Source organism: Amycolatopsis sp., from assembly GCF_025464955.1.
GTDB lineage: Bacteria > Actinomycetota > Actinomycetes > Mycobacteriales > Pseudonocardiaceae > Amycolatopsis.
In genome coordinates, this window is sequence record NZ_JAODNM010000133.1 from 1 (window position 1) to 22,258 (window position 22,258).

The window sequence follows — 22,258 nt, forward strand, 5'->3', positions numbered from 1 at the left end:
TGTTCTGGCCATGGTGCATGGTCACCGGGTTCGGACCGGTGACCATGCAGGCTGGCCGGGCAAGTGTTCACGATGTTCTGAGACATAAACTGTTCACGATGTCCTGGGCTGGGACAGCCGGCTCTAACCGGCCGCAACGCTCACGAAGACTCACGCGCGTTCGAACGAGACTTTCCGGCGTTCGACGTCGACAGCGGTAAGGCGGACGACGATCCGCTCGCCTTCGGGCAGTCGCTCGCCGGCGCACTTGGCCATCACCGGCGGGTTCTCGACGAGGATCTCCGCCCTGGTCTCCTCCGCGCGCAGCACCACGGCCTCGAACTCGCCGCCGACGTGCTCGGCGAGCACCCACGCCTCGACCTGGTCGATGCAGGCATGCTCCACCTTCGCGGCCAGCGTGTCCGACGCGGTCATCCAGCTGGGGACGTCGTTGAGCGCGGTGCGCACCCAGTCGGGCACCGGCCGTCCGGCGCTGACCGCGAGGCAGACCTCGGTGGCGAACCTGTCGACGAGCCTTCGGATCGGCGCGGTGACGTGCGCGTACGGGCCGCCGATGCCGGCATGCGTCGTCAGAGCGGGAACTGTGCCGTCGAAAGCCGTGTAGCCCGCTCCGCGCAGCAACCTTGTGGTGTCCGCGTAGAGCGCCATCGACGCGGGCTGGCCGGGGTCGATCGTCGACAGGAACTCCGACACGCTCGCTTTGGCAGGCCACGCGATGCCCAACGCGTGGGCGGAACGGCGCAACCAGCTCACCGCGTCGGCTTCCGGATCGGGCAGCGTCCGGAGCACGCCGACACCGGCGTCGATCATGATCTGCGCCGCGCACATGCCGGTGAGCAGCGAAATCTCGGCGTTCCACGCGTCGACGTCGTTACGCGGCCGCCGGGCGAGCGCCCAGCCGCCGTCGGCGTCGCCGCTGATCTCCTGCTCCGGCAGCTGGAGTTCGACGGCCCCGCGCCGGATGGCGAGCTCGTGCCGCAACCTGCCCAGCTCCGGCAACGCGGCGACCGACGGATGCGGGGTGCCGTCGTCGATGGCGGTTTGCACGGTGTCGTAGTCGAACTGAGCGGTGGACCGGACCAGTGCCCGGCGCACCCGAGTCGACGTCGGCTCGCCGAGGTCGTCGGTCTCGATGGTCCAGAGCACCGCGGCCCTGATCTCGTCCGGCAGCAGGCTCGCGGCGCCCTCGGACAGCACCGGCGGATGCAGGGGGACGTTGCCGTCGGGCAGGTAGAGCGTCTGACCACGGCGCCGGGCCGCGCGGTCCATCGGGCCGTCCGGCCGGACGAACGCGGCCAGGTCGGCGATCGCGTAGTGCACGCGGAAGCCGGTCTCGATGCGCTCGACGAGCATCGCCTGGTCGAGATCCTTCGCGCCGGGCGGGTCGATTGTGACGAACGGCAGGTGCGTGGCATCTTCGCGCTCGCCGGCGGACTCGACCGGATCGATCGCCGCGGCCTCCGCCTCGGCCAGCACCTCGGGGCTGAAGGACTCCGGCAGCTCGAATTCGGCTCGCAGGCGACCGAAGTCACCCCCGGCGATGTGTGTGCGGATCACGAGTGGCGGCACCACCCAACCCTATCCGAGGAAACCGCGATGGATCGCCCGTTCGGGGTTGGGCCAGTCGGGTGTACGTTGAGCCTTTCCGAAGATGAAAACCGATACCATGTTCATTGACTGAAGGGGAATCGCTGTGAAGATCGCGTTCGTCGGCAAAGGCGGCAGTGGCAAAACCACGCTCGCTTCGCTGTTCACCGGCTATCTCGCCGACGCGGGCCGTCCGGTGCTCGCGATCGACGCGGACATAAACCAGCATCTCGCGGTGGCTCTCGGGGCGACGGATGAGGAAGCGCTCTCATTGCCGACACTCGGCGAGAACATGACGCTGATCAAGGAGTACCTGCGCGGCGACAACCCGCTCATCGCCGACGCCGCGTCGATGATCAAGACCACCCCGCCGGGCCGCGGCTCACGGCTGGTGACGCCATTCGAGGCCAACCCGGTCACGGAAGCGTGCTTCTCCGAGGTCGGCGGCGTGCGGCTGGCCGTTACCGGGCAGTTCGAGGAGGACGACCTCGGCGTCGCCTGCTACCACTCGAAGGTCGGCGCGGCCGAGCTGCTGCTCAACCACATGGTCGACGACGCGGGCGAGTACGTCGTGATGGACATGACAGCCGGTGCCGACGCGTTCGCGTCCGGGCTGTTCACCCGGTTCGACGTCACGTTCCTGGTCTGCGAGCCGACGCTGCGCAGCGTCGGCGTCTACAAGCAGTACGCCGACTACGCGCGGGACTTCGGGGTGCGGCTCGTCGTCATCGGGAACAAGGTCAACGACGCTGAGGACGTCGAGTTCCTGCGCGCGCAGGCCGGCGCGGACCTCGTCGGCTGGATGGAGAGCTCCCGCCACGTCCGCGCCGCTGAACGCGGCACCGCGCGGCCGATCGCCGAGCTGGAGCCCCACAACCTGGGCACACTGGCGTCGATGCTGTCCACTGTGGACGCCGTCGAGCGCGACTGGGAACGCTACCGGCGTCAGGGCGTGGAGTTCCACCTCCGCAATGCCCGTGCCTGGGGCAACGGCCGCACGGGCGAAGACCTCGCTGCCCAGATCGACCCCGCCTTCACCTACCTCCCCCACCCCGCCGCCGTCAGCTAGGGCACTTTTGCCCAAGAGTGCCCTAGCTAAGCACTAAGGCAGGGCACTTCTGTACAAAAGTGGCTCTTCGGTCGTCTGTGTGGGTGCTGGTTGCTGTGGACTAGCTGCGTTTTACCGCAGCAAGGGCCGGGTCGTGTCGGTGTACGGCGAATGCCGGTGTCCGGAACTGGGTGTGGGACTCACCGGTCTGACTGTGGGACTCGCCCTCGCTGAACGTGGGACTCGCACAGCACATCGGCGAGTCCCACACTCCGGCCCGGCGAGTCCCACGTTCACGCCGACGAGTCCCACAGTCACCACCAGCCGACCACACCCGCTGACCTCAAGAACCTCACCAGCCACACCGACACCACAGAGGCGTCGCGGACCCACACATACGACACAAGAGCCACAAAAGTGCCCTGCCCTGGACCGCAACTCGACGGCGAGTTGCGGTACTTAGCGTCCGCAACGATCGCTCTTCTACTCGTCCTCGCCCCATTTGTCGTCGGCGTCCGCTTGGCGGGTGCGCTCACGGGCGATTTCGAGGGCACGGCCGGCGGTGGCCTCGTCAGGGTACGGGCCGAGCAGGTCGATCGAGCGTCCTCGGTCGTGGTGCTCGACCTTCTTCGTGCGCGTGTTGTAGTACCAGCCCTGGTCCGGGTTCGGGTCTTCGGTAGCCATGGGATCAGCCTGACACGGCCGAGCCCGGAGCGCACCGCTGTTCAGGGCCGGTAGCGGTACGGGATCTCGGTGGGGTCGCCGGTCGGGCCGAACTCGTTGCCGCGCTCCGGGTCCTCGGTCTTGCGTGATTCCTCGGCCGCCGCCAGCTCGTCGAACCAGCCGCGGTCGGCGGACGGGGCCTTCGGCGGCAGCGACACACCGCGGGGCGGGGTCGGGGCGATCGGCTCGGACCTCGGCACCGAGGGCACCCGCGGTGGGGCAGGCGGCGCGGCCGGTGGCACCGACGGCGCGGCCTGCGGGACCGGCAACGGCGGAACGGGCGGGGCCTGCTGCTGCGGCGGAGCGGGCGGGGGCGCGGCAGGCGAAGGCACCGCGGGCGCGGGCGGAACGGGCGGCGCCGACTGCGCGGGGGCGGGGGCGTTCACCGTGCGCCACACCGGCGCGGGCCCGATGTTCATCGGAGCGGGCGTGGCGACGGGACTGGTCTGCGGCGTGACCGGCGAACCCGGGGCAGGCGCGGGTGGTGCCGCCTGCCGCCGGGCCGGACGCGGGATCGGGTCGAGACACGACACCAGCACGGTCGTGGTCCGCGGCTCCTCCACCTTCCGGCCGCTGCGTTCGCGATAGACCATCTCGCCGTCGCTGTCGATTTCGACCAGGTATCCAGCTTCCGCCAACTGCTCCTCGTCGAGGTCGACGAGCTTCTCGTACCGCGAAGGCACAACGCGGTAAATCGGCCAGGACAGCCTGCTGTGCTGCTCGTGGAACTGAGCGAGGAGCGCGGCCATCTGCTGCTGCCATGGCAGCGACATCGATTCGGCGATCGACCTGGGCAGCACGACGTACCCCTGGTCGACACCGGGATAACCACGGCTGAGCTGGTCGGCCAGAGGGGTGCTCGACGCGGGGCGCGCCGACTGCCTGGGCAGCTGCGGGGCCCCGAACAGCTCCCTCGGGTCCCCGTCGGGCTCGCCGGAGCCGGGCTTGGGACGTTTACCGAATTTCCTGGCCACGGGTTCGATGCTAGACGCCGGGCCGGACAGCCTGCGCGACAAGCTCGTGCTCGTCGAACGAGAACGCCCGTGTGTGGACGGGGACCCCGGTCTGCTGCGCCTCGACGACCTTGTTGCCGCCGAGGTACATCATCACGTGGTGGATGGTCGCCGGGTTCGACGGGTCGTTGGCGAGAAACAGCAGGTCACCAGGCTGTGCGGTGCGTACCGGGAGCATCGCGCCATCCTTGTACTGGTCCTGCGAGACCCGGTCCAGGGTGATCCCGGCGGCACCGTACGCACGCAGCATCAGCCCGGAGCAGTCGTAGGAGTCCGGGCCGGTCGCGCCCCAGATATACGGCTTGCCCAGCTGGCTGAGCGCGAACTGGATGGCCGAGGCAGCCACCTTGCTCGGCGGAAGCGCCGCACCGAGCCCCTGACCACAACCGACGGCGTCGACGACCTGGCCGAGGTTCTGCACCAGCGTCGCGGCCATCGGCTCCCACATGTTGTACCGATCGGGGAACTGCGAACGTTCCACGGCCTGCGCCGCCTCGCCCGGACGCATCTGGGCCCAGCCCGGGACCGCGAGCAGGACGTCGTAGAACTTGTTGATCTCATATCCGACGTCCGTGACCTGCGCGACAGTTCCCCAGCCCATCGAGGGCCGCATCTGGAAGATGCCGAGGGAGTCGCGGTCACCGTGGTTGAGGTTGTGCAGGCCGGATTCGGTCTTCCCGGCCTGGATCGCCACCTGCCACGCCCGCGCCGACAGATTGCGCTGCTTGCCGATCGAGATGATCTGGGCGACGATCCCCTGCGCTTCCTGGTCGAGGCTCTTCGCGTCGTTGGCGCCTTGGTCGCGCTGACCGGGCTGGGTGGGTCCGATCGCCGCGTCGCAGCTGGTGTTCCGGATCCCCGCCGCGGCCTGCTGCTGATCGGTCACCACCTTGGACACCGTGCCGGTGGTGACGACCGCGGCGAACACCGCCACGATCAGCAGCCCGACCAGTATCCCGATGCGCATGGCGCCTCAGCTCGCTTGGCCGTAGTCGCTGACCCGCCAGCCGTTCGGCGTCTGCGAGACCGTGATGCTGAGTTTCGGTCCGTCGGTGGGAATCGTGACCTTCAACGAGCTCGTGTACGACGTGACCACCACCGGGTTACCGGTGACCTTGGACGCCTCGATGTTCCTCGGGTCCACTGTGGACATCCGCGGCAGGAACTCGTCCGTGGTGAACGGGCGCAACCCGTCGAGCCACTGCTGGCTGGTGATGCCGCCCGGATGGTTGACCCACGCGGTGGCCCACTCCTTCGCGACGGTCAGCCCGTCCGTGGACGGCGCGGCCGAAGTCGGCGTCTCCTGCGGACCCGTCAGCCGAGTGGGCAGCGACGTCGTCGCGGACGGCACCGCGGTGAGGTTGACCTCGGAACTGCCGGGCACCGGCGTCGTACCGAAGTTCGGCTGCGGCTGCGCGTTGTTCGACGGGTTGTTGCTGCCGAGGACGTTCGGCAGCACGATGCCCGCCGTGACGACGACGACGGCGAGCACGATCAGCACGCCCGCGAGGTGCTTGGGCGAGCGGAACGGCCAGCCCCACAGGCGTCGGTAGACCGCGGCGCGGCCGCGGTTGGTCCGGATCGGCACGGGTCACCGCCCCACTACGCGGTCGGTGTCGCGGACGTCTTCGGACACTTCCAGCCCGCGGGAAGGCCGGTAGAGCACGAAAACCGGCTTGCCGGCGACGACTTCGGGATCCACCCGCCGCGGCTGCTGCGGGCGGAATGAACCCCCCCGACCGGCCTGCGCGGGCACGACGTAGTCGGGGACGCGGTACGCGGCATCGGACTGCCCGCTGTTCGCGGCCATCCGCGACGGCACCACGACCGGCTCCGGTTCGTCGCTCCACCTGCGGTCGAAGACCGGCGAAGTGTCGACCGGGCGGCTCGCCCGGCCACCACCTTGTGTCGAGAGCACGTAGTCGCTGCGGAGCCCCTCACCCGGAGAGGACCCGGGCATCACCGGCGCACCACCGCCGGACGGCAGCGCGAGCCGATCACCTGAGCTGCCCACGGCACCGGGCCACGGCGCCCCGGACCAGGCCGCGGCCGGGCGGGACCGGCTCCCCACGTTGTCGAGCCGCTGCGAGCTGGCGAAAATCGTGGCCTCCGGCCGGAAGCGCCCGCCGCCCGCCGTCGCGCCCATCGGACCGCGCGCTTCGCCGTCGACGACGTCGTCGGTGTCCCGCACGGTCTGCCAGAACTCGTCCTGCGGGGTCGAACCGCCCTTGTTCTTGCGGAAGCGGGAGAAGAGCCCGCTGTTCGGCGACGGCACCGCCGCGCCGACCAGCCCGACCGACATCTCCACGGTCTGCCACAGCCGGCGGACCGGCCGCCCGACCATGAACAGCAGCACGGTCACCAGCCCGGCCATCACCATCTGGGTCAGCAGCGACAGCGTGTCCGAGGGCGAGAAGATCGCCTGCAGCAGCAAGGCGTGCACCCCCGCGAGCACGGACATCACCACGAGGTTGAACGCGACCGCGCCGGCCACCTTCGCGACCCGGCGCATGATGTCGGGTTGCAGCAGCGCGGCCAGGCCGATCAACGGCCCGGTGATGGTGAACAACCGGATCAGCACCTGCGCCAGCAGCACGGAAGCCTTGGCCAGCAACTGGAACAGCGAGTAGACCAGGCTCTGCCCGAGCGCGAGAAACCCGGCCCCGGTGCGGCTGCCGTCCTCACCGGTGAAGTACCCGGTCGCCGGGCCCAGCTGGGTCGAGATGTTCTTGTAGGCGGCCTTTTTCGCGTCGACGACAGCCGTCTTGGCATCGTCACCGGCGACCAGCTGGTTGCGGGTGAACGCCTGCGCGTCGAGCAGCGGCCTGCCGAACTGGGTGGCCTGCGGGACGGTCGAGGAACCGAACTCCCCGCGAAGCCAGTTGTTGTAGACGATCTGCGTATGCAGTTCGGTGGGCAGCAGGTCCCGATGGAACGTGTCCCCTGGCGCGTCGATGAACCCGGCCTGGATGTTCGTCGTGGTCTGCACGATCGCTTTGTCGATCGGGTCGAAGTACCGCAGCAGCGCGAGCGACGACGCCGCGAGCCAGACCGCGGCCAACGCGTACAGCGCGCGTTTGCTGACCGCGGACAGGTCACCGCGCCAGATGTTCCGGAACAGCATGATCGACAGCAGCAGCGCGGCCAGCCCGAACAACTGCGTGTAGATGTTGTTGTAGACCTTGTCCGCGCCCGATTTCACCGCGCTGTACAACGGATTGAGCAACCCGCCCTGGAACACCGTGTAGTGCAGGGAGTTCGTCGCGCCGACGATGTTCTTCGCGACGTTGAACAGCTGGTTGCCGGCCCAGGTGTCGATCGTGGAGTTCGGCGAGGCCAGCCCGGACAGCGGCCCGCAGGCGGTCTGGAAGGTGTCCCACACCATCCCGGCATAGCTGTAGTCGATGTACGCGCTGCCCGGTTCGCCGTTGCCTTCCGGCGGGTCGAGCGCGCCGACCATCCCGGCGCCGGGACGCTCCGGGTTGGGCGCCTCACCGCAGGCCGCGGCCGACGCCGCGGGTGCCGTCATCACCAGCTGGACCCCGAGGATCGCGACCACCATGATCATCGTGGCCAGCCGGCTCGGCTTGGTCTTGCCCGGTTTCGGGTCTTGCCTGACCCGGCGCTTCAGCGCGTGCCAACCCGCCGCGACGGCCAGGACGGACGCCAACGTCAGGATGGTGTTCACGCGGCGTCCCTGCCGGTGCCGTTCTTCCCGGCCCGAGCGTGCTCCCCAGCGCCGTTTCCGTTGCCGTTCCCGTTCTGGACATCGCCGGACTGCGGCTGCCGCGACTCCAGGGGTGTGTCCAGCAGTTGCTCCTCGGTCAGGCCGACTTCGAGCTCGGCGGCGAGCTCGAAATCGGGCTCGATCTCCTCGTCCTCAGGCGGCCTCGCGACGTACTCGTCGGCCATCTCGGCCGCGGCCGCCTCGGCTTCGGCCCGGATCCGCGAGTCCTGCGGGCGCGCGTCCTTCGACCCCGGTGTGGTGTCCATGACCGCGCGCAGGTGCTCGAGATGCGGCCCCGAGAAGTCGACGCGGATCCGCTCGACCCCGCCGGCACCGTCGCCGAAGACGAACTGCCGCGGCTCGCGGTCGCGTTCGAGACCGCCGCGCTGGGCGCCCGGCCGTCTGCCGAGCGCGGCGACGACCTGCTCGTACCCGACGCCGACCGGCACCTTCAGCAGGCGCAGCGCGTCGGCCTGGGCATCGTCGTCGTCGAGACGGCCGACGAACACCGAGTCGAGCAGCGTGACGAACCCCTGCATCTTCAGGAAGTCGGCCGGGACCTGCGAAGACAGCAGCACGCGGACGTTCCACTTACGCGAGTCACGCGCGAACCGGTTCATCAGCACCCGCCCGGTCGGCACCTCGGACAGGAAGAACGCCTCGTCGATCCAGACGCCCTTGCGCTGGTCCTTCGGCTTCTCGTAGACCGACCGCTGGGTCAGCCAGGCGGCGAGGTTGAGCATCTCGACGCCGAGCGACTCGGCGTCCGTCCAGTGCTCGCGGCCGATACCGTCCTTCGGCAGGGTCAGCCCGGCCATGGTGAGCACGGTGAGCCGGTCGTCCCGGGTCTCGGCGTACGGGTCCGCGTTCTCCTCGGGGATCAGCAGCGACATGCGCTCGCGCATCTCGTCGAGGAAGTCGGCGACGACGACCGCGTGCTCGTGGTGCTCGCTCGAGTCGCGGCGCAGGGCGTCGATGACCTGGCCGGGGTCGGCGTCGAACCGGCCGCCGACGGCGCGCACGGCCCGCAGCAGCACGATTCTGGTCTGCGCCATCCGAGCGATCTCGTACGGCAGGACACCGCTGAGGACGTCCAGCACCAACCGTCGACGGGTAGCGCCGGCGAGCGCCTTCTCCCGGCGCCAGGAGCGCTCGGGGTCGTCCTCGTCCATGAAGTGCTCGAGCAGCGGCTCGGCGACCACGCGGTACGGGTTGAGGATGCCGGGCTCGGCGTTGAGCAGGTTGATGGGCCGGGCGTACGGCCGGATCTCCGGCAGGTCGCACAGGCGGGACAGCGGGCCGGACGGGTCGAGGATCGTCCAGTGCGCGCCGGCTCGCAGCGTCTTGTAGACGATGCCGCCGCCGAGGAACGACTTGCCGCCACCGAGCCCGGCGACCATGGCCGTCAGCCCGGAGCCATCCCGGATCTCCTGCGCCATCCACGGGTCCCAGGCCACCGGGCGCCGGGTCGCGGTGCACGTCTCGCCGAGCAGGATGCCGCGGCGGTCACCGACCTCCGCGGTCGCGGTGGGCACCGCGGCCGCGGCCCAGACGACCGACCCCCGGCGCATGTACGCGCCCGAAGCGACCGGCTCGCCGGGGATGAACTCCCGCGCCATCGCGTACTGCGCTTCCGGGTGCTCGATCGCGATCTTCGGCTTGTAGAGGTCGAGGAGCTGCTGGGCGAGCCGCAGCGTCTCCCGCTCGGTCGGCCCGGACACCGCCAGTCGCCACCACGACCGCACCCTGGTGGCCAGCGCGGTGAAGCCCGACGTCATCTCGTCGTCGATCTCCAGCACCCGCCCGGCCTGGCGCGCAAGCGATTGCGGTGGCTCCAGCTCGTGCTCGTCGGTGTAGTGCTTGACCTGCGAACGCACCTTGTTCATCTGGCGCTGCAGCTCGCCGGCGACCTCTTCGGGCCGACGGACGTAGATCCGCGCGGAGACCTCGACCGCGGCGGGCAGCCGGTCCGCGTGCTGGATCCACGGGTCGTCGACCTCGGGGATCTGCAGGCCGTGCATCTGCCCGACGGTCAGGATCGCGAGATGCCGAGAGACGCCGGCGTTGGAGCCGGTGCGGCCGCGCACGGTGACCGTCGGCGCGTACGGGTCGGAGTGGAAGTCGGCGGCGTCGGTGAAGCTCGCCAGGTCTTCGGGCTCCCACGCCGCGCCGGGCACGGCGGGCAGGTTGCGCGGCGCCGGCAGGCCCAGCGAGCACGACCGGTGCATCAGCCAGGACATCTCCTCGGCGTGCACCGGACGGCCTTCGAGCCCGGCCGAACCGATGACCTGGTCGAGGTGCTCGACCTCGGAGTCCAGCGCGGTCAGCTCGGCGTCGACGGCCTCGGGCAGGATCTTCCGCAGCAGCGGGGCGGCGCGTTCGACGGCCCGGTCCACCGCGCGGCGGGTCTGCACCTGGACCCCGATGTAGACCTCTTTCTCCGCCATCGAGCGGCCCATCAGCTGCTGCTGCTCGCCGATGAGGTAGTCGTCGAAGGAGAGCGCGCCCGGGGTGTCATGCGGGCGGCCGACGGCGTTGTGGACGTGCGCCTCGGCCCACATCCGGATCGGGTACGGCCGGTTGGTGACCCGCAGGTGCAGCCAGCGGCCCTGGAGCTCGGCGTACTGCCCGGCGATCGCGGCGATGAGGTCGCGGCGCTGCGAGTCCGAGCGGAACGACCAGCGCTGCGGTGCCAGCCGGTACCAGGCGTAGACCTCGTAACCGGTGCGCAGGAGATGTCCGTCGATGCTTCTCGCGGCTATCGACGGGGTGTAGGTCGGGACGGCCTGTTCGCCGGTCAGCCGACGGCCGCGACGGCTCACCGCCCCCGCCTTACCCTGCACCGAACGGACCTGCTGCGGGGGTTGCCAAGTACCCGCCGTGGGCGAAGGGTCTCGCCCAGCCGGGTCCTGATCCCGCTTACCTCGGCTTCCGCCGCCACCGAACAACGACTACCTCCCGGCCGCGGCCGCGTTGCGGCCACGGCGCGCTCGTGGTGTGCCCTGCGTTCCGATCCCCGGCACCGACCGGCGGCCGGGTCGGCCTTCGGTCGGCGTCTCCTGGAGGTTGCGGTACTGGCCGCGGTAGCGACCGTCCGTGCCGCGAGTTCCTCCATACCCATCGTTGTACCGATTCGAGCGGCCACGGCGGCGGTTCTTGGGCACCGGACGGCTCGTCCGGACCCGGACCCGGCCCGCGGTGACCGCGCCACCGGCACCTGTCGTGCGCTCGCGCGGGGTGTTCAGCTCGCGCGCCCACATCGTCAGCACGGCGCCGAGCGGCCGCTCGTGGCTGATCTTCGAAGTGATGAACCTGGTGATCAGGATGGTGATGATGAACGCCCACGCCGTCGAGAAGAAGCCGAAGCTGAACCCGAGCGAGCGCTCGACGGTCAGCACGGCGAGGAAGATCGGGATACCGACGCCCCACGCGACATACCGGGCACGCCACGGGAACGTCGCTTTCGGCGGCCCGAGCCACACGGCGTCGACGCGGTAGACCTCGTCATCGGTTCGGATACGCACGAATCGCCCGCCTCAGCCTGTGAAGAGGCCGGCGATCCACTGGCCCACGTTGACGCCGGCGCCGCTGACGGCGAGACCGATGATCGCGAGCGCGATCACGACACCGGCGAGCCGGCGCATCACGCCCGCGTTGTCACCCTTGCCGCCGCCCAGCCAGAGCAGCAGCACCGCAACGGCCAGCAGCACCAGCGGGATGACGTTGTCGATCAGCCATTTGCTGACGTTTCCCGTGCCGATCTGGCCGGAGGCGGCCAGCGTGTCGAGGGTGGTCATGGTGGTCATCGCTTAACTCCCGGTCACGCGGAGCGTGGTCTGGCGGACGCCGTACCGCGGGCTCCGCCGTATTCTTGGGCTCTGGGGTCGAGGGGCACAGGGGTTCGGGAGCTCCGGGGTCGAGAGCTCGGGCTCGCCGGGCTCGGGGGTTCGAGTTCCGGTGCTCAACAGGTACCGCGTCACCGTCATGGTGTCACGAAGTGTAGCGGTCAAAGCGCTCTCTGTAGATATCGACGGGTCTGCCCTACGCACCATACGGCCAGTTTCACCGACCCGTCGCCCTCCATCATCGTTGCCAGGGCTCCAGGGTTTAACCCCAGCCACCCGTATTTCCTAGTGTGGGTACGAACTCACCCGGTCGCGAAGGGCTAGCTCACTCTGGGTGCGGGATTTTCCGGCTCGTCACGTCGCGCTCAGTGTGGCATGCCCCGTTCGGCGGCATGAGCCGAGTCCGGAGTGTGAACCGCCCGAAAAGAGCCAAGGACGACATCGTTTCCCGATCGGGTCAATTCCGACTACCGGCCGTCGGAGAAAACGGTGTCGATCAGCTACACGGAGTGACGATCACCCGGTTAAGCGATCTTTTTACCGTCGCCTGATTTCGGGCTTTTCGGGCGCGTCGAGCCGGGTTCAGGCCTTGTTCGCGGTGGCGAAGAGGGCCTTCGGGAACGCTCCGGCGGCCACGGCGGCTCGACTCAGGGCGCGCCCGAGCTCGTGCAGACGCTCGACCTTGTCGTCGCCGAGCCGCAACCACGGCCCGACGCCGGCGTCGTCGGTGCGGGACTCGATGCCGGCCCGCAGCTTCGTGCCGCTCTCGGTCAGGACCCCGGACGCGTCGACGACGCCGCGTTCGACCAATACGGCCACCCCGGCGTCCCATTCCTCCTCGGACCAGCCCCGAGTCCGTTTCGCCGCATCCGGGGTGAACGCCTTGGCCATGCCCGTGTGGGTGATCAACGCGCCGATCCCGCTGAGGCCGTGGTCGACAAGGGCTGCGATATGCCCGTCGCCGCGGTACTCGCGAAGCAGCGTGGCGGCGTGATAGAGGACCATGTGCGGCTGCTCGGGCCAGTCGAGGTCAGCGTGGGCGGCGTAGAGCGGACGCCCCTCCGGCACACAACCCTCGGTGGCTTCCCTGGCTAGCTCGGCCGCCTCGGCGACCTCCGGCGAAGCCAGCGTCTCGTCACCGAGGAGCCTGCGCAGCGTCGCGTCGACGGCCTCGAGCCTGGCGGCCAGGATCTGCTCCGCCGTCGCCAGCGTCCACGCACGCGGAATATGACGTGCCACGAGCGCCGGGTTGAAGTTGAAGAAGGTCGCGGCGACCCCGCCGGGCCCGATCGCGCCGAACGCCGCCGAGCGGCTCGCGAAGTAGCACATGCGACCCGGCCGCAGCCCGGCCGCCGTCAGGTACTGCTCGGTCTCCGGGGCGAAGTACTGCGCCGAGTGCAAGGGGTCAAGGGCTCGGGTGAGAGGGGAAGCGGCCTTGGCTGCGCCAGCGTGATCCATGGCCGCACCATACCGCGCGGTATGTCCGCCGAACACCGGCCCAAGGGGCGCACTTTTGCGCTTTTGCGGGGTAGTTGCCCACGCCGATAACCAGCGCTCGCAACGTCCTGGGGGCTTTTGTACTTTTGTGCCCCTTGTATCGTATCCGTGGGTCGCCGGGGTGCTGATTGATGTGTGCTGGTGGCGTTTACACCGGCAAGGACCGGGGCGAGTAGGGGCTTCCTGGCTGTTCTGAGGGCCGGTCGTGTCGGCGTGCGGTCAAGAGCGCTGTCGGTAGCCGAGTGTGGGACTCGGCGCCGTGAACGTGGGACTCGCCGCCGGCGAACGTGGGACTCGCGGGCCGCGTCGGCGAGTCCCACACTCCGACTCGGCGAGTCCCACACTCAGGTCGATGAGTCCCACGTTCACCGACGGCCGACCACACACACGACAGGCCCTCAGATCCGGTCCACGGGCGCCCCGTCCGCCCCGGTCCCTGCCGCAGTAAAACGGAACCAGCCAGCCCAAAGGCTCCATCACCATCGCAACTCGACGACGAGTTGCGATGGGTGGCTGGGGGCGGACGAGTCGGCATGTAAGCCGGATCCTGTCCCCGCGGCGCCTTGCGGCACCGCGGTGAGCGGCCATCCATCTTGGCCTGCCGTCGCCGGCAGGCTCCAGCGGCCTACCCGCGAGCATCGGACGGGCCGTCCTCAAGCGCTCGCGCAGGAGCCGAAGCTCCCTCTTGGCCTTGCTCCGGGTGGGGTTTACCTAGCCACCCCGGTCACCCGGGGTGCTGGTGGTCTCTTACACCACCGTTTCACCCTTACCCCCGCCGTGAAGCGGAGGCGGTCTGTTTTCTGTGGCACTGTCCCGCGGGTCGCCCCGGGTTGCCGTTAACAACCACCCTGCCCTGTGGAGTCCGGACTTTCCTCGAAGCGCCGGAACGCTCCGCGACCGCCCTGCCGACTCGTCCGCCGCTTAATCCTACTGGCGGACCAGCGCGTCGAGGTGGCGGGTGACCGGCCAGGTGCCGTGCGAGGTGTTCGAGACGACGGTGTGGGTGAAGCCGGCGCCCCGGTCATGGACGCTCCGGAACGACACCCCGAGGTCGAACCCCTCCAGCATGACCGCGTCGCGCGTCTCGTGGAGCCAGAAGCCCATGCCATACCGGGTCCAGCCGTCGCGCTCGGCGGGCGTCTCGCTGCGCCGACGGACCATCTCGTCGACGCTGCCCGGAGCGACGACACGGCCGGCGAACAACGCGGGCCACAGTGCGTGGAAGTCCGCGACGGTCGAGTAGCTGCCACCATCCCCCGATCCCACGATCGGCAGTTGGTGGACGTTCGTCCGGAGACCCTCCTGCTCGAGGTAGCCGAGCGCCATCCTCGCGTCAGGCTCGTCGGAGCGCAGGAACGCCGTGTCGCGCATGCCCGCGGGGTCGGTCACGCGCTGCTTCACCAGCTCGGGGAACGGCGTGCCGCTCGCCCGCTCCGCGATCAGCGCGAGCACGACGTAACCGCCGTTGTTGTACTTGAACTTCTCGTCCGGCGCGGACAACGTCGGGAAGCCGCCGAGGACTTTGACATACGGCTCCGCCGACGGGACGTCGTCGACGCCGATGGGCTGCACGAACGCCGCATCGTCGACGTTCTCGTCGTAGTAGTCCCCGATGCCCGACCGCATCGCGAGCAAGTGCTCGACGGTGACGCCGTCACCGATCAGCGGCAGGTCGTCGCCGAGCACCGAACGCGCGGTGGTCTCCCGCTGGAGGACACCGCTGTCGATCAGGCTCATCACCGTCAACGCGGTGAGCCCCTTAGTGCCGCTGGCGATGGCGAAGCGGGTGTCGACGGTGTTCGCGGCGCCGAGTCCACGATGCGCGAGGCCATACGCCTTGGCGAAGCTGCCTTCACCATCGAAACGCACGACGCCGGAGAAGCCCGTCTCCTCTGCCACGTTGTCTACGGATTGCTCCACCGAAGTCATAAAGCGAGCGTATCGGCCGACCGCTCGCGTCCGCAGCCCCTTTGTTCTCAGGACGTGGACAACGTTGCCCCTTCGGGCGAGCGGCTGCTTCACTCGGCTGCAGTACCGGGAAATTCAGCGTTTGATCAGCGCCTCCGAAAAAGACACTGAACATACTGACATTTTCTAGGAGCACTATGTCGTTATCCACTGACGCCCTCCACGAACCGCTCAAATTCGCTTACTGGGTACCGAATGTCAGCGGCGGTCTGGTCACCAGCGATATCGAGCAGCGCACTGACTGGGGTTACGAGTACAATCGCGAACTCGCCGTGCTCGCGGAAAACAACGGCTTCGAGTACGCACTGACCCAGGTCCGGTACACGGCCAGCTACGGTGCCGCCTACCAGCACGAATCGGTCGGTTTCAGCCTCGCGCTCCTGCTGGCGACACAACGCCTGAAAGTGATCGCCGCGATCCACCCTGGCCTGTGGCACCCGGGTGTGCTGGCCAAGTTCATCGCGAGCGCGGACGTGATTTCCGGCGGCCGCGCGGCAGTCAACGTGGTGAGCGGCTGGTTCAAGGACGAATTCACCAAATTGGGTGAAGCGTGGCTCGAACACGACGAAAGGTACCGCCGGTCCGAAGAGTTCATCCGCGTCCTCAAGGAACTCTGGACCGACGACCACGCCGAATTCGGCGGCGATTTCTACCGCATCCATGACTTCGACATCAAACCCAAGCCCGAAAGTTCGCCCGGACGGCCGTATCCTGAGATCTTCCAGGGCGGGAACTCCACCGCCGCGCGCAAGCTCGCGGGCCGGGTATCCGACTGGTACTTCAGCAACGGCAAGGACTTCAACGGCTTCACCGAGCAGGTCGACGAGGTCAACGACTACGCGGCGGCGAACAACCACGCCGTCAAGTTCGGCCTCAACGGCTTCCTCATCGCCCGCGAAACCGAGTCCGAGGCCAAAGCCGTGCTGCGCGAGATCGTCGAGAAGGCCAACGTCGAGGCCGTCGAAGGGTTCCGCGGCGCGGTCAAGCAGGCCGGCAGCTCGACGTCGGACCAGAAGGGCATGTGGGCGGACTCCGAGTTCTCCGACCTGGTCCAGTACAACGACGGCTTCCGCACCCAGCTCATCGGCACGCCCGAACAGATCGCGCGGCGCGCCATCGAATACAAGCGGCGCGGCGCGAACCTGCTGCTGCTCGGCTTCCTGCACTACCACGAGGACGTGCGGTACTTCGGCGAACACGTGCTGCCCGTCATCCGCGAGCTCGAAAAAGACATCGACCGCAGTTCCGCCAACCCCGAGCCCATAGGGAGCCTCGCATGACAAAGTCCGCCGAGCAATGGCTGGCCGACGCGAAGGACGTCGCCGCCAAACTCGCCGTCGACGCGGTTCAGCGCGACCACGAGAACAAGACGCCGTACGAGGAAGTCCAGCTGCTCAAGGATTCCGGGCTGGTCACCCTGCTCGGTCCGATCGAGCACGGCGGCGGCGGGCAGACCTGGGACACCGCGTACAAGGTGACACGCGAGATCGCGAAGGCCGACGGCTCGCTCGGGCAACTGCTCGGCTACCACTACCTGTGGGCGTGGGCGGCGCGGCTGGTCGCGACCGACGGGCAGATCGCGGCCGTCGAGGAGCTGTACACGACCAACCAGTTCTTCTTCGGCGGCGCGGTCAACCCCCGCGACTCCGACCTGACGATCACCGAAGACGGCGACGAGATCGTCTACAACGGACGGAAGTCGTTCTCGACCGGGTCGAAGGTGTCGGATCTGACCGTGCTGGAGGGCATCCTCGAAGGCACCGAGGACCACGTCTTCGCGATCGTGCCGTCGAAGCAGGACGGGATCGTCTTCCTCGACGACTGGGACAACATCGGCCAGCGGCTCACCGAGTCCGGCGGCGTGACGATCACCGACGTCCGCGTGCCGTGGGCGAGCGCTGCGGGCTATGAGGACAAGAGGTTCCGACCGCTGACGTACAACACCCTGAACGTGCCGGCCATCCAACTGGTCTTCGCGAACTTCTACCTCGGCATCGCCCAGGGCGCGCTGGAAACCGCGTTGACGTACACGAAGGACAACACGCGCGCGTGGCCGTACGGCGGTGACAACAAGGAACACGCGACAGAGGAGTGGTACATCCTCGACGCCTACGGTGACCTGCAGGCGAAACTGTGGGCGGCCGAGGCGCTCGTCGACAAGGCGGGCGCGGCGATTTCGGCGGTGCTGCACGCGCCGCGCGAGGAACTGACACCCGAAGCCCGCGGCGAGGTCTCGGTGCTCATCGCGGCGGCGAAGCAACGGATCGTCGAGACCGGGCTGGAGATCGGCACGAAGATCTTCGAACTCACCGGCGCCCGCGCGAGCGCGTCGAAGTACGGCTTGGACCGCTTCTGGCGCAACCTGCGGACGCACTCCCTGCACGACCCCGTCGCGTACAAGCGTCGCGAGGTCGGGGCTTATGCCCTCCTCGGCGAACTCCCCGAGCCGACCTGGTACACGTGATCCGAAAGGGACGTTCGTCTCACTGAACGCAGCGAAAGGGATTTTCCGCGCATCCACCGCGCCGAAAGTCCCTTTCAGCTGTTTTAGTTGGCTGGTGAACTCGGGACTATGGGCGGCGGTCATCAGCCTGGTGCTGCTGATCGCCGTGCTCGGATTCGCGATGATCCGGCCGCGAGGGCTGCCGGAGGCACTGGTCGCGGTGCCGGCGGCAGGCATCGTCCTCGCGCTGGGGCTGGTGACGCCGCCGGACGCGGGCAGGCAGGCGCTCGCGATCCTGCCGACACTCGGGTTCCTGGCCGCGATCCTGCTGCTTTCGTACCTCGCCGGCGTCGACGGCGTGTTCGACTGGCTCGGCGGACGGCTTGCGCGGGCGTGCCACGGCAAACCCCGCCGGCTGCTGGTGCTGACGTTCGCCGCCGCGGCCGGGACGACGGCGATCCTGAGCCTCGACGCCACGGTCGTCCTGCTGACGCCGGTCGTCTTCGCCACCGCCATCGGGCTCCGCCTGCGCGCCAAACCGCACGTCTACGCCTGCACCCATCTGGCGAACTCGGCGTCGACGCTGCTGCCGGTGTCGAACCTGACCAACCTGCTCGCGTTTTCCGCCTCCGGGCTGACTTTCGCCGGGTTCACCGCGTTGATGGCCCTGCCATGGCTGGTCACCATCGGCATCGAACTCGTGGTGTTCCTGCGCTTCTTCGCCACCGACCTGGTCGGGGTGTCCGACCGCGAACCGGAGACGGACACCCCGGCACCCGTGTTCGCGCTGGTCGTACTGGGCCTGACGCTGGTCGGGTTCGGCACCGGGCCGCTGCTGGGGCTCGCACCGGTCTGGGTCGCGACGGCCGCCGCGCTCGTGTTGGCCGTCCGGGGGCTCGTGCGGCGCAAGATCAAGCCGTGGACGGTCGTCGTCGAGGCGTCCCCGCTGCTGTGCCTGTTCGTGCTCGGCCTGGCCGTGGTCGTCGAGGCCGTCTCGCAGCACCTCCTGGGCGGCGCGCTGCGAGCGATCCTGCCGACGTCGGCCGGGCTCGGCGAACTGCTCCTGGCCGCGCTGATCGCGGCGGTGCTGGCCAACCTGGTCAACAACCTGCCCGCGACGCTCATCCTGCTGTCCGTGCTCGGCCCGCATCCCGACACCGGCGTGCTGCTCGCCGTGCTGCTCGGGGTGAACATCGGCCCGAACGCGACCTACCTGGGCTCGCTGGCGACGCTGTTGTGGCGTCGAGTCCTGGCAGGCAAGGGCGTGACGCCAACCGTGCGCGAGTTCTTCAAACTGGGCGCGTGGACGGTTCCGTTGTGCCTCGCGGGGTCCGTTGTGGCGCTCTGGCTCGGGCTCGCACTGGCCTAGAACCGGCCTAGACTCGTCGGTCATGACGAAAGTCGTGGTCTGGATCGCCGAATGCACCTGGCACGCGTGCGTCGACGCCGCGAGGCTGATCGCCGACGCCGAAGTGACGCTGGTGCACGTCGTCGACGCGGAAGTCGCGGAGGCCATGCAGGGCGCGTACGGCGGCCTGCTCTCGCGGCACGGGCACGCTCCGGACGTCTCCGCGCTGGTCGGACCCGCTGAGCAGGCCTTGGTCGAGGATGCCGCGGCCCGGCTGGGGACACCGTGCGCGACAGATGTCCGGCAGGGACGGATCGAACACGAAGTCGTCGCCGCCTGCGCGGACGCCGACGTGCTCATTTGCGCCAGAGACGGCCGACGCGACCACGCCGGGCCGAAGAGCCTCGGCCACCACACGCGATTCGTCGTCGACCACGCGCCCTGCGGAGTCCTACTCGTCTGGCCCTGAGGGCGCGTCGAGCAAACGAACCAGCTCGGATGGCCACCGGACGAGCTCCAAAACGTCGGCCAGGTCGGTGTCGATGCGCAGCTGCGGTTCGTCGACGGCGTCGACGAGGTCGTCCACCGACGCGAGCGTCGCGAGATGACGGCGGCCGATCTCGAACCGGCGGACCGTCGGCCCGATCCGCTTGCCGTCCGGCCCGCGCGCCACGGTGTCCTCGACTTCCCCGGTCACGCCCGACCAGATCGTCGCCAGTACCTCGAAGGACTTCCGTGCGACGTCGTCGGCCAACGGCGCGGGCAAGCGTCCGTCAAACCGGGCCGATGCCTCGAAAAACGCCACCGCCTCGGCCATCAGATCGGTCACTCGCGGCACCTTCGGCACCACCACGCCGACCCGGTCGTCGACCATCGTGCGAGCGATCTCCGGGCTCAGCTCGACATGCGGCGCACCCGGTTCGAGCCATCGGACGGGCACGCGGCCGAACCGGCGCTCGGACAACACCAGGTCGGCGTCAGTGACAACGGCCTTCCCGCCGGCAGCGACGCGCGACGCGAGCAACGCGTCCTGCAGCGAAAACCAGACGTGGCCGGAAAACCGCGGACCCGGCACCCAGGTCAGATACTGCCCCGGGAGGAACCGCGTGATCCGCGACGCGACCTGGCGCCGCGCGTGCGGCGGCCGCCCGACCGGGACGGGCCCGCGGAAGCTTTCCAGCACCGCGGGCAGGTCCTCCGGCAGATCCATCGGACCTAGGACAGGTGCGAGGTGTCGTTGACCAGCCGCACGGACGCGTTGCCGTCGGGATAGAACTCGACGATCGACAGCGAAGCGAGGTCGAGGTGCAGCCGGAACAGCAGCGACGGCCCGGCGTCCAAACCCAGGCGCAGCAACGTCTTGATCGGCGTGACATGGCTGACGACGATCAGGGTGCGGCCGCCGTGTTCGGCGATCAGCTCATCGCGCGCCAACCGGACGCGGCTGTGCACGGCGTCGAAGCTTTCTCCGCCGGGCGGGCCGATCGCGGTGTCGGCGAGCCAGGCGCTGTGGGCGGCCGGATCGCGCTCCGCCGCTTCGCGGAACGTGAGGCCTTCCCACTCGCCGAAGTCGGTTTCGAGCAGGCCCTGGTGGGTCTCGACGCGGCTGCCGACGGCGTCGGCGACGGCCTGCGCGGTCTGCATGGTGCGCGTCAGCGGGGACGCGATGATCGGCACGGACTCGCCGAGCCCGTCCATCCCGGCGAACCGCTTCGCGGCCGCGGCGACCTGCTGCCTGCCGAGTTCGGTCAGCGGGACGTCGCCCCGGCCCGAGTAGCGCCGGTCGACCGACATCTCGGTCTGGCCGTGGCGAAGCAGCAACAACCTGGTGGGCTCGCCCTTCGCGCCGGTCCACCGCGCCGGCGACACCTTGTCCTGACCGGGCGGGCGCACATCCGGCTCGTTGGCGGGCCTGCCCGCGGCCTGCGCGTCCATCGCCTGGTTCGCGAGCCTGTCCGCGTGGGAGTTCTGGGCCCGCGGGATCCAGGTGTAGGTGACCCGCTCGAATCGCCCGGCGAGTTCCTTGGCCTCGCGCGCGAGCGGCTGCAGCGCCGGGTGCTTGATCTTCCAGCGGCCGGACATCTGTTCCACGGCCAGTTTCGAGTCCATCCGAACGTCCACTTCGGACGCACCGAGCTCGGCGGCCGCCCGGAGCCCGGCGATCAGCCCGGAGTACTCCGCGACGTTGTTCGTGGTGAGGCCGAGCGAGTCCTGCCGCTCGGCGAGGACGTCACCGTTCGCGGCGTCCTTCACCAGCGCGCCGTAGCCGGCGGGCCCGGGGTTGCCCCGCGAGCCGCCGTCGGCTTCGACGATCACTCTCACAGCCCGGACTCCAGCGTCCGCACGAGGATCGCGCTGCAGTTCTCGCACTGGATGACCGAATCCGTGGTGGCCGACTTGATCTCGGCGATGGCGTTGCGGTCGATGTCGAGCTGGCACGCGCCGCACCGGCGCGACCGCAGCAGCGCCGCGCCGATACCGCCGCGCGCGCGGATGCGCTCGTACAGCGAGAGCAGCTCCGCGGGGAACCGCGGCACCAGCTTGGCGCGGTCCTCGTCGCGGCGGGCGTGGGTGGTGTCGAGGTCGGCGAAGGCCTCGTCGCGACGGGAGATCGCGGCGGCCAGCACGCCTTCGGCCTGGTCGACCTCGGCTCCGGTGCGCTTGGCGTCCAAGCCCAGCGCCTCACGACGTTCCATCAGCTCGAGCAGGTCGTCCTCGAGGGCGGTCTGGCGGCGCTCCAGGGTGTGCAGTTCGTGTTCGATGTCGGCCATCTGCTTGGCCGCCACCGAGCCGGACTCGAGCAGCTTGCGGTCGCGGTCCTCACGGGCGCGGACGGACTCGATCTCGCGCTCCTGGCGGGTGATCTCGCGGTCGAGGTCCGAAGACGAAGTCTCGACGGCGACCTTCGAGTCCCGCAGGTCCTGCAGTTTCTTCTCGACGTCGGTGATCTCGGTCAGCTCCGGCAGGGTACGGCGGCGGTGCTCGGTCCTGGACAGCTCCGCGTCCACCTTGGCGAGTTCGAGCAACTGCCGTTGCACGGCTGGATCTGCCTTCACTTC

General features: G+C 69.1%; 19 protein-coding genes and 1 other RNA gene. 5 read left to right on the forward strand and 15 right to left on the reverse strand.

The window, feature by feature from the left end; translation table 11 throughout:
* Window positions 1-150: 150 nt before the first annotated feature.
* On the reverse strand, window positions 151-1,557 hold the full coding sequence (locus tag JWQ81_RS34765; protein ID WP_297548269.1) for an RNB domain-containing ribonuclease: 1,407 nt from the start codon (window positions 1,555-1,557) through the stop codon (window positions 151-153).
* 136 nt (window positions 1,558-1,693) lie between these two features.
* Between JWQ81_RS34765 and JWQ81_RS34770 the strand changes: the two genes are divergently transcribed.
* The gene (locus JWQ81_RS34770; protein ID WP_297548223.1) at window positions 1,694-2,656 is read left to right on the forward strand and encodes an ATP-binding protein; all 963 of its coding nucleotides are present in this window, start codon (window positions 1,694-1,696) and stop codon (window positions 2,654-2,656) included.
* Window positions 2,657-3,118: 462 nt separating this feature from the next.
* Here JWQ81_RS34770 and JWQ81_RS34775 read toward each other — a convergent pair whose 3' ends face one another.
* The 11 genes from JWQ81_RS34775 to JWQ81_RS34825 all read right to left on the reverse strand — a co-directional run bounded on the left by JWQ81_RS34775 (window position 3,119) and on the right by JWQ81_RS34825 (window position 15,369).
* Entirely contained in the window at window positions 3,119-3,319 is a 201-nt protein-coding gene (locus JWQ81_RS34775) for a hypothetical protein (RefSeq protein ID WP_297548224.1), read from the reverse strand.
* 41 nt (window positions 3,320-3,360) lie between these two features.
* Window positions 3,361-4,332, reverse strand: a complete 972-nt coding sequence (locus tag JWQ81_RS34780; RefSeq protein ID WP_297548226.1) for a hypothetical protein — start codon at window positions 4,330-4,332, stop codon at window positions 3,361-3,363.
* 10 nt (window positions 4,333-4,342) lie between these two features.
* The gene (locus tag JWQ81_RS34785) at window positions 4,343-5,338 is read right to left on the reverse strand and encodes a C40 family peptidase (protein ID WP_297548228.1); all 996 of its coding nucleotides are present in this window, start codon (window positions 5,336-5,338) and stop codon (window positions 4,343-4,345) included.
* A 6-nt stretch (window positions 5,339-5,344) separates the two neighbouring features.
* A complete protein-coding gene (locus JWQ81_RS34790) occupies window positions 5,345-5,959 on the reverse strand; it encodes a hypothetical protein (protein WP_297548230.1) in 615 nt (204 codons plus the stop codon).
* A gap of 3 nt (window positions 5,960-5,962) precedes the next feature.
* Complete coding sequence (locus JWQ81_RS34795; protein WP_297548232.1) at window positions 5,963-8,059, reverse strand: magnesium transporter; 2,097 nt, start codon at window positions 8,057-8,059, stop codon at window positions 5,963-5,965.
* Window positions 8,056-11,046, reverse strand: a complete 2,991-nt coding sequence (locus JWQ81_RS34800) for an ATP-binding protein (protein WP_297548234.1) — start codon at window positions 11,044-11,046, stop codon at window positions 8,056-8,058. The genes JWQ81_RS34795 and JWQ81_RS34800 overlap by 4 nt, the downstream gene beginning before the upstream one ends.
* Before the next feature lie 3 nt (window positions 11,047-11,049).
* Window positions 11,050-11,622: a hypothetical protein gene (locus JWQ81_RS34805; protein ID WP_297548236.1), complete on the reverse strand. Its 573-nt coding sequence runs from the start codon at window positions 11,620-11,622 to the stop codon at window positions 11,050-11,052.
* A gap of 12 nt (window positions 11,623-11,634) precedes the next feature.
* Window positions 11,635-11,904, reverse strand: a complete 270-nt coding sequence (locus JWQ81_RS34810) for a hypothetical protein (protein WP_297548237.1) — start codon at window positions 11,902-11,904, stop codon at window positions 11,635-11,637.
* A 621-nt stretch (window positions 11,905-12,525) separates the two neighbouring features.
* Entirely contained in the window at window positions 12,526-13,401 is an 876-nt protein-coding gene (locus JWQ81_RS34815) for a hypothetical protein (protein WP_297548239.1), read from the reverse strand.
* Between the two features lie 559 nt (window positions 13,402-13,960).
* Window positions 13,961-14,353, reverse strand: an RNA gene (gene rnpB / locus JWQ81_RS34820) — RNase P RNA component class A.
* A 14-nt stretch (window positions 14,354-14,367) separates the two neighbouring features.
* Window positions 14,368-15,369 (reverse strand): serine hydrolase, encoded by a 1,002-nt coding sequence (locus JWQ81_RS34825; protein WP_297548241.1) that lies wholly within the window; start codon window positions 15,367-15,369, stop codon window positions 14,368-14,370.
* Window positions 15,370-15,545: 176 nt separating this feature from the next.
* Here JWQ81_RS34825 and sfnG point away from each other — a divergent pair, with 176 nt between their 5' ends.
* The 4 genes from sfnG (at window position 15,546) to JWQ81_RS34845 (ending at window position 19,668) form a co-directional block, all read left to right on the forward strand.
* A complete protein-coding gene (gene sfnG, locus JWQ81_RS34830) occupies window positions 15,546-16,688 on the forward strand; it encodes a dimethylsulfone monooxygenase SfnG (RefSeq protein WP_297548243.1) in 1,143 nt (380 codons plus the stop codon).
* Window positions 16,685-17,872, forward strand: coding sequence for an acyl-CoA dehydrogenase family protein (locus tag JWQ81_RS34835; RefSeq protein WP_297548245.1), 1,188 nt, complete (start codon window positions 16,685-16,687; stop codon window positions 17,870-17,872). The genes sfnG and JWQ81_RS34835 overlap by 4 nt, the downstream gene beginning before the upstream one ends.
* 94 nt (window positions 17,873-17,966) lie before the next feature.
* Window positions 17,967-19,220, forward strand: coding sequence for an SLC13 family permease (locus JWQ81_RS34840; RefSeq protein WP_297548247.1), 1,254 nt, complete (start codon window positions 17,967-17,969; stop codon window positions 19,218-19,220).
* Window positions 19,221-19,242: 22 nt separating this feature from the next.
* A complete protein-coding gene (locus tag JWQ81_RS34845) occupies window positions 19,243-19,668 on the forward strand; it encodes a universal stress protein (RefSeq protein ID WP_297548249.1) in 426 nt (141 codons plus the stop codon).
* Here the strand turns inward: JWQ81_RS34845 and JWQ81_RS34850 are convergent.
* The 3 genes from JWQ81_RS34850 to JWQ81_RS34860 are packed head-to-tail and all read right to left on the reverse strand — an operon-like array spanning window position 19,651 to window position 22,255.
* Window positions 19,651-20,409: a hypothetical protein gene (locus JWQ81_RS34850; protein WP_297548250.1), complete on the reverse strand. Its 759-nt coding sequence runs from the start codon at window positions 20,407-20,409 to the stop codon at window positions 19,651-19,653. The two genes, JWQ81_RS34845 and JWQ81_RS34850, sit on opposite strands and share 18 nt — an antisense overlap.
* 5 nt (window positions 20,410-20,414) lie before the next feature.
* Window positions 20,415-21,515 carry a bifunctional RNase H/acid phosphatase gene (locus JWQ81_RS34855; RefSeq protein ID WP_297548271.1) on the reverse strand — a complete coding sequence of 367 codons (1,101 nt, stop codon included), beginning with the start codon at window positions 21,513-21,515 and terminating at the stop codon, window positions 20,415-20,417.
* Between the two features lie 2 nt (window positions 21,516-21,517).
* Window positions 21,518-22,255, reverse strand: a complete 738-nt coding sequence (locus tag JWQ81_RS34860) for a C4-type zinc ribbon domain-containing protein (protein ID WP_297548252.1) — start codon at window positions 22,253-22,255, stop codon at window positions 21,518-21,520.
* Window positions 22,256-22,258: the final 3 nt, after the last annotated feature.

Bases quoted from the DNA above. Each gene is read 5' to 3' on its own strand.
- JWQ81_RS34785 (WP_297548228.1), bottom strand. From the start codon at position 5,338: ATGCGCATCGGGATACTGGTCGGGCTGCTGATCGTGGCGGTGTTCGCC.
- JWQ81_RS34845 (WP_297548249.1), top strand. From the start codon at position 19,243: ATGACGAAAGTCGTGGTCTGGATCGCCGAATGCACCTGGCACGCGTGC.
- JWQ81_RS34835 (WP_297548245.1), top strand. From the start codon at position 16,685: ATGACAAAGTCCGCCGAGCAATGGCTGGCCGACGCGAAGGACGTCGCC.
- sfnG (WP_297548243.1), top strand. From the start codon at position 15,546: ATGTCGTTATCCACTGACGCCCTCCACGAACCGCTCAAATTCGCTTAC.
- JWQ81_RS34815 (WP_297548239.1), bottom strand. From the start codon at position 13,401: ATGGATCACGCTGGCGCAGCCAAGGCCGCTTCCCCTCTCACCCGAGCC.
- JWQ81_RS34825 (WP_297548241.1), bottom strand. From the start codon at position 15,369: ATGACTTCGGTGGAGCAATCCGTAGACAACGTGGCAGAGGAGACGGGC.
- JWQ81_RS34810 (WP_297548237.1), bottom strand. From the start codon at position 11,904: ATGACCACCATGACCACCCTCGACACGCTGGCCGCCTCCGGCCAGATC.
- JWQ81_RS34850 (WP_297548250.1), bottom strand. From the start codon at position 20,409: ATGGATCTGCCGGAGGACCTGCCCGCGGTGCTGGAAAGCTTCCGCGGG.
- JWQ81_RS34775 (WP_297548224.1), bottom strand. From the start codon at position 3,319: ATGGCTACCGAAGACCCGAACCCGGACCAGGGCTGGTACTACAACACG.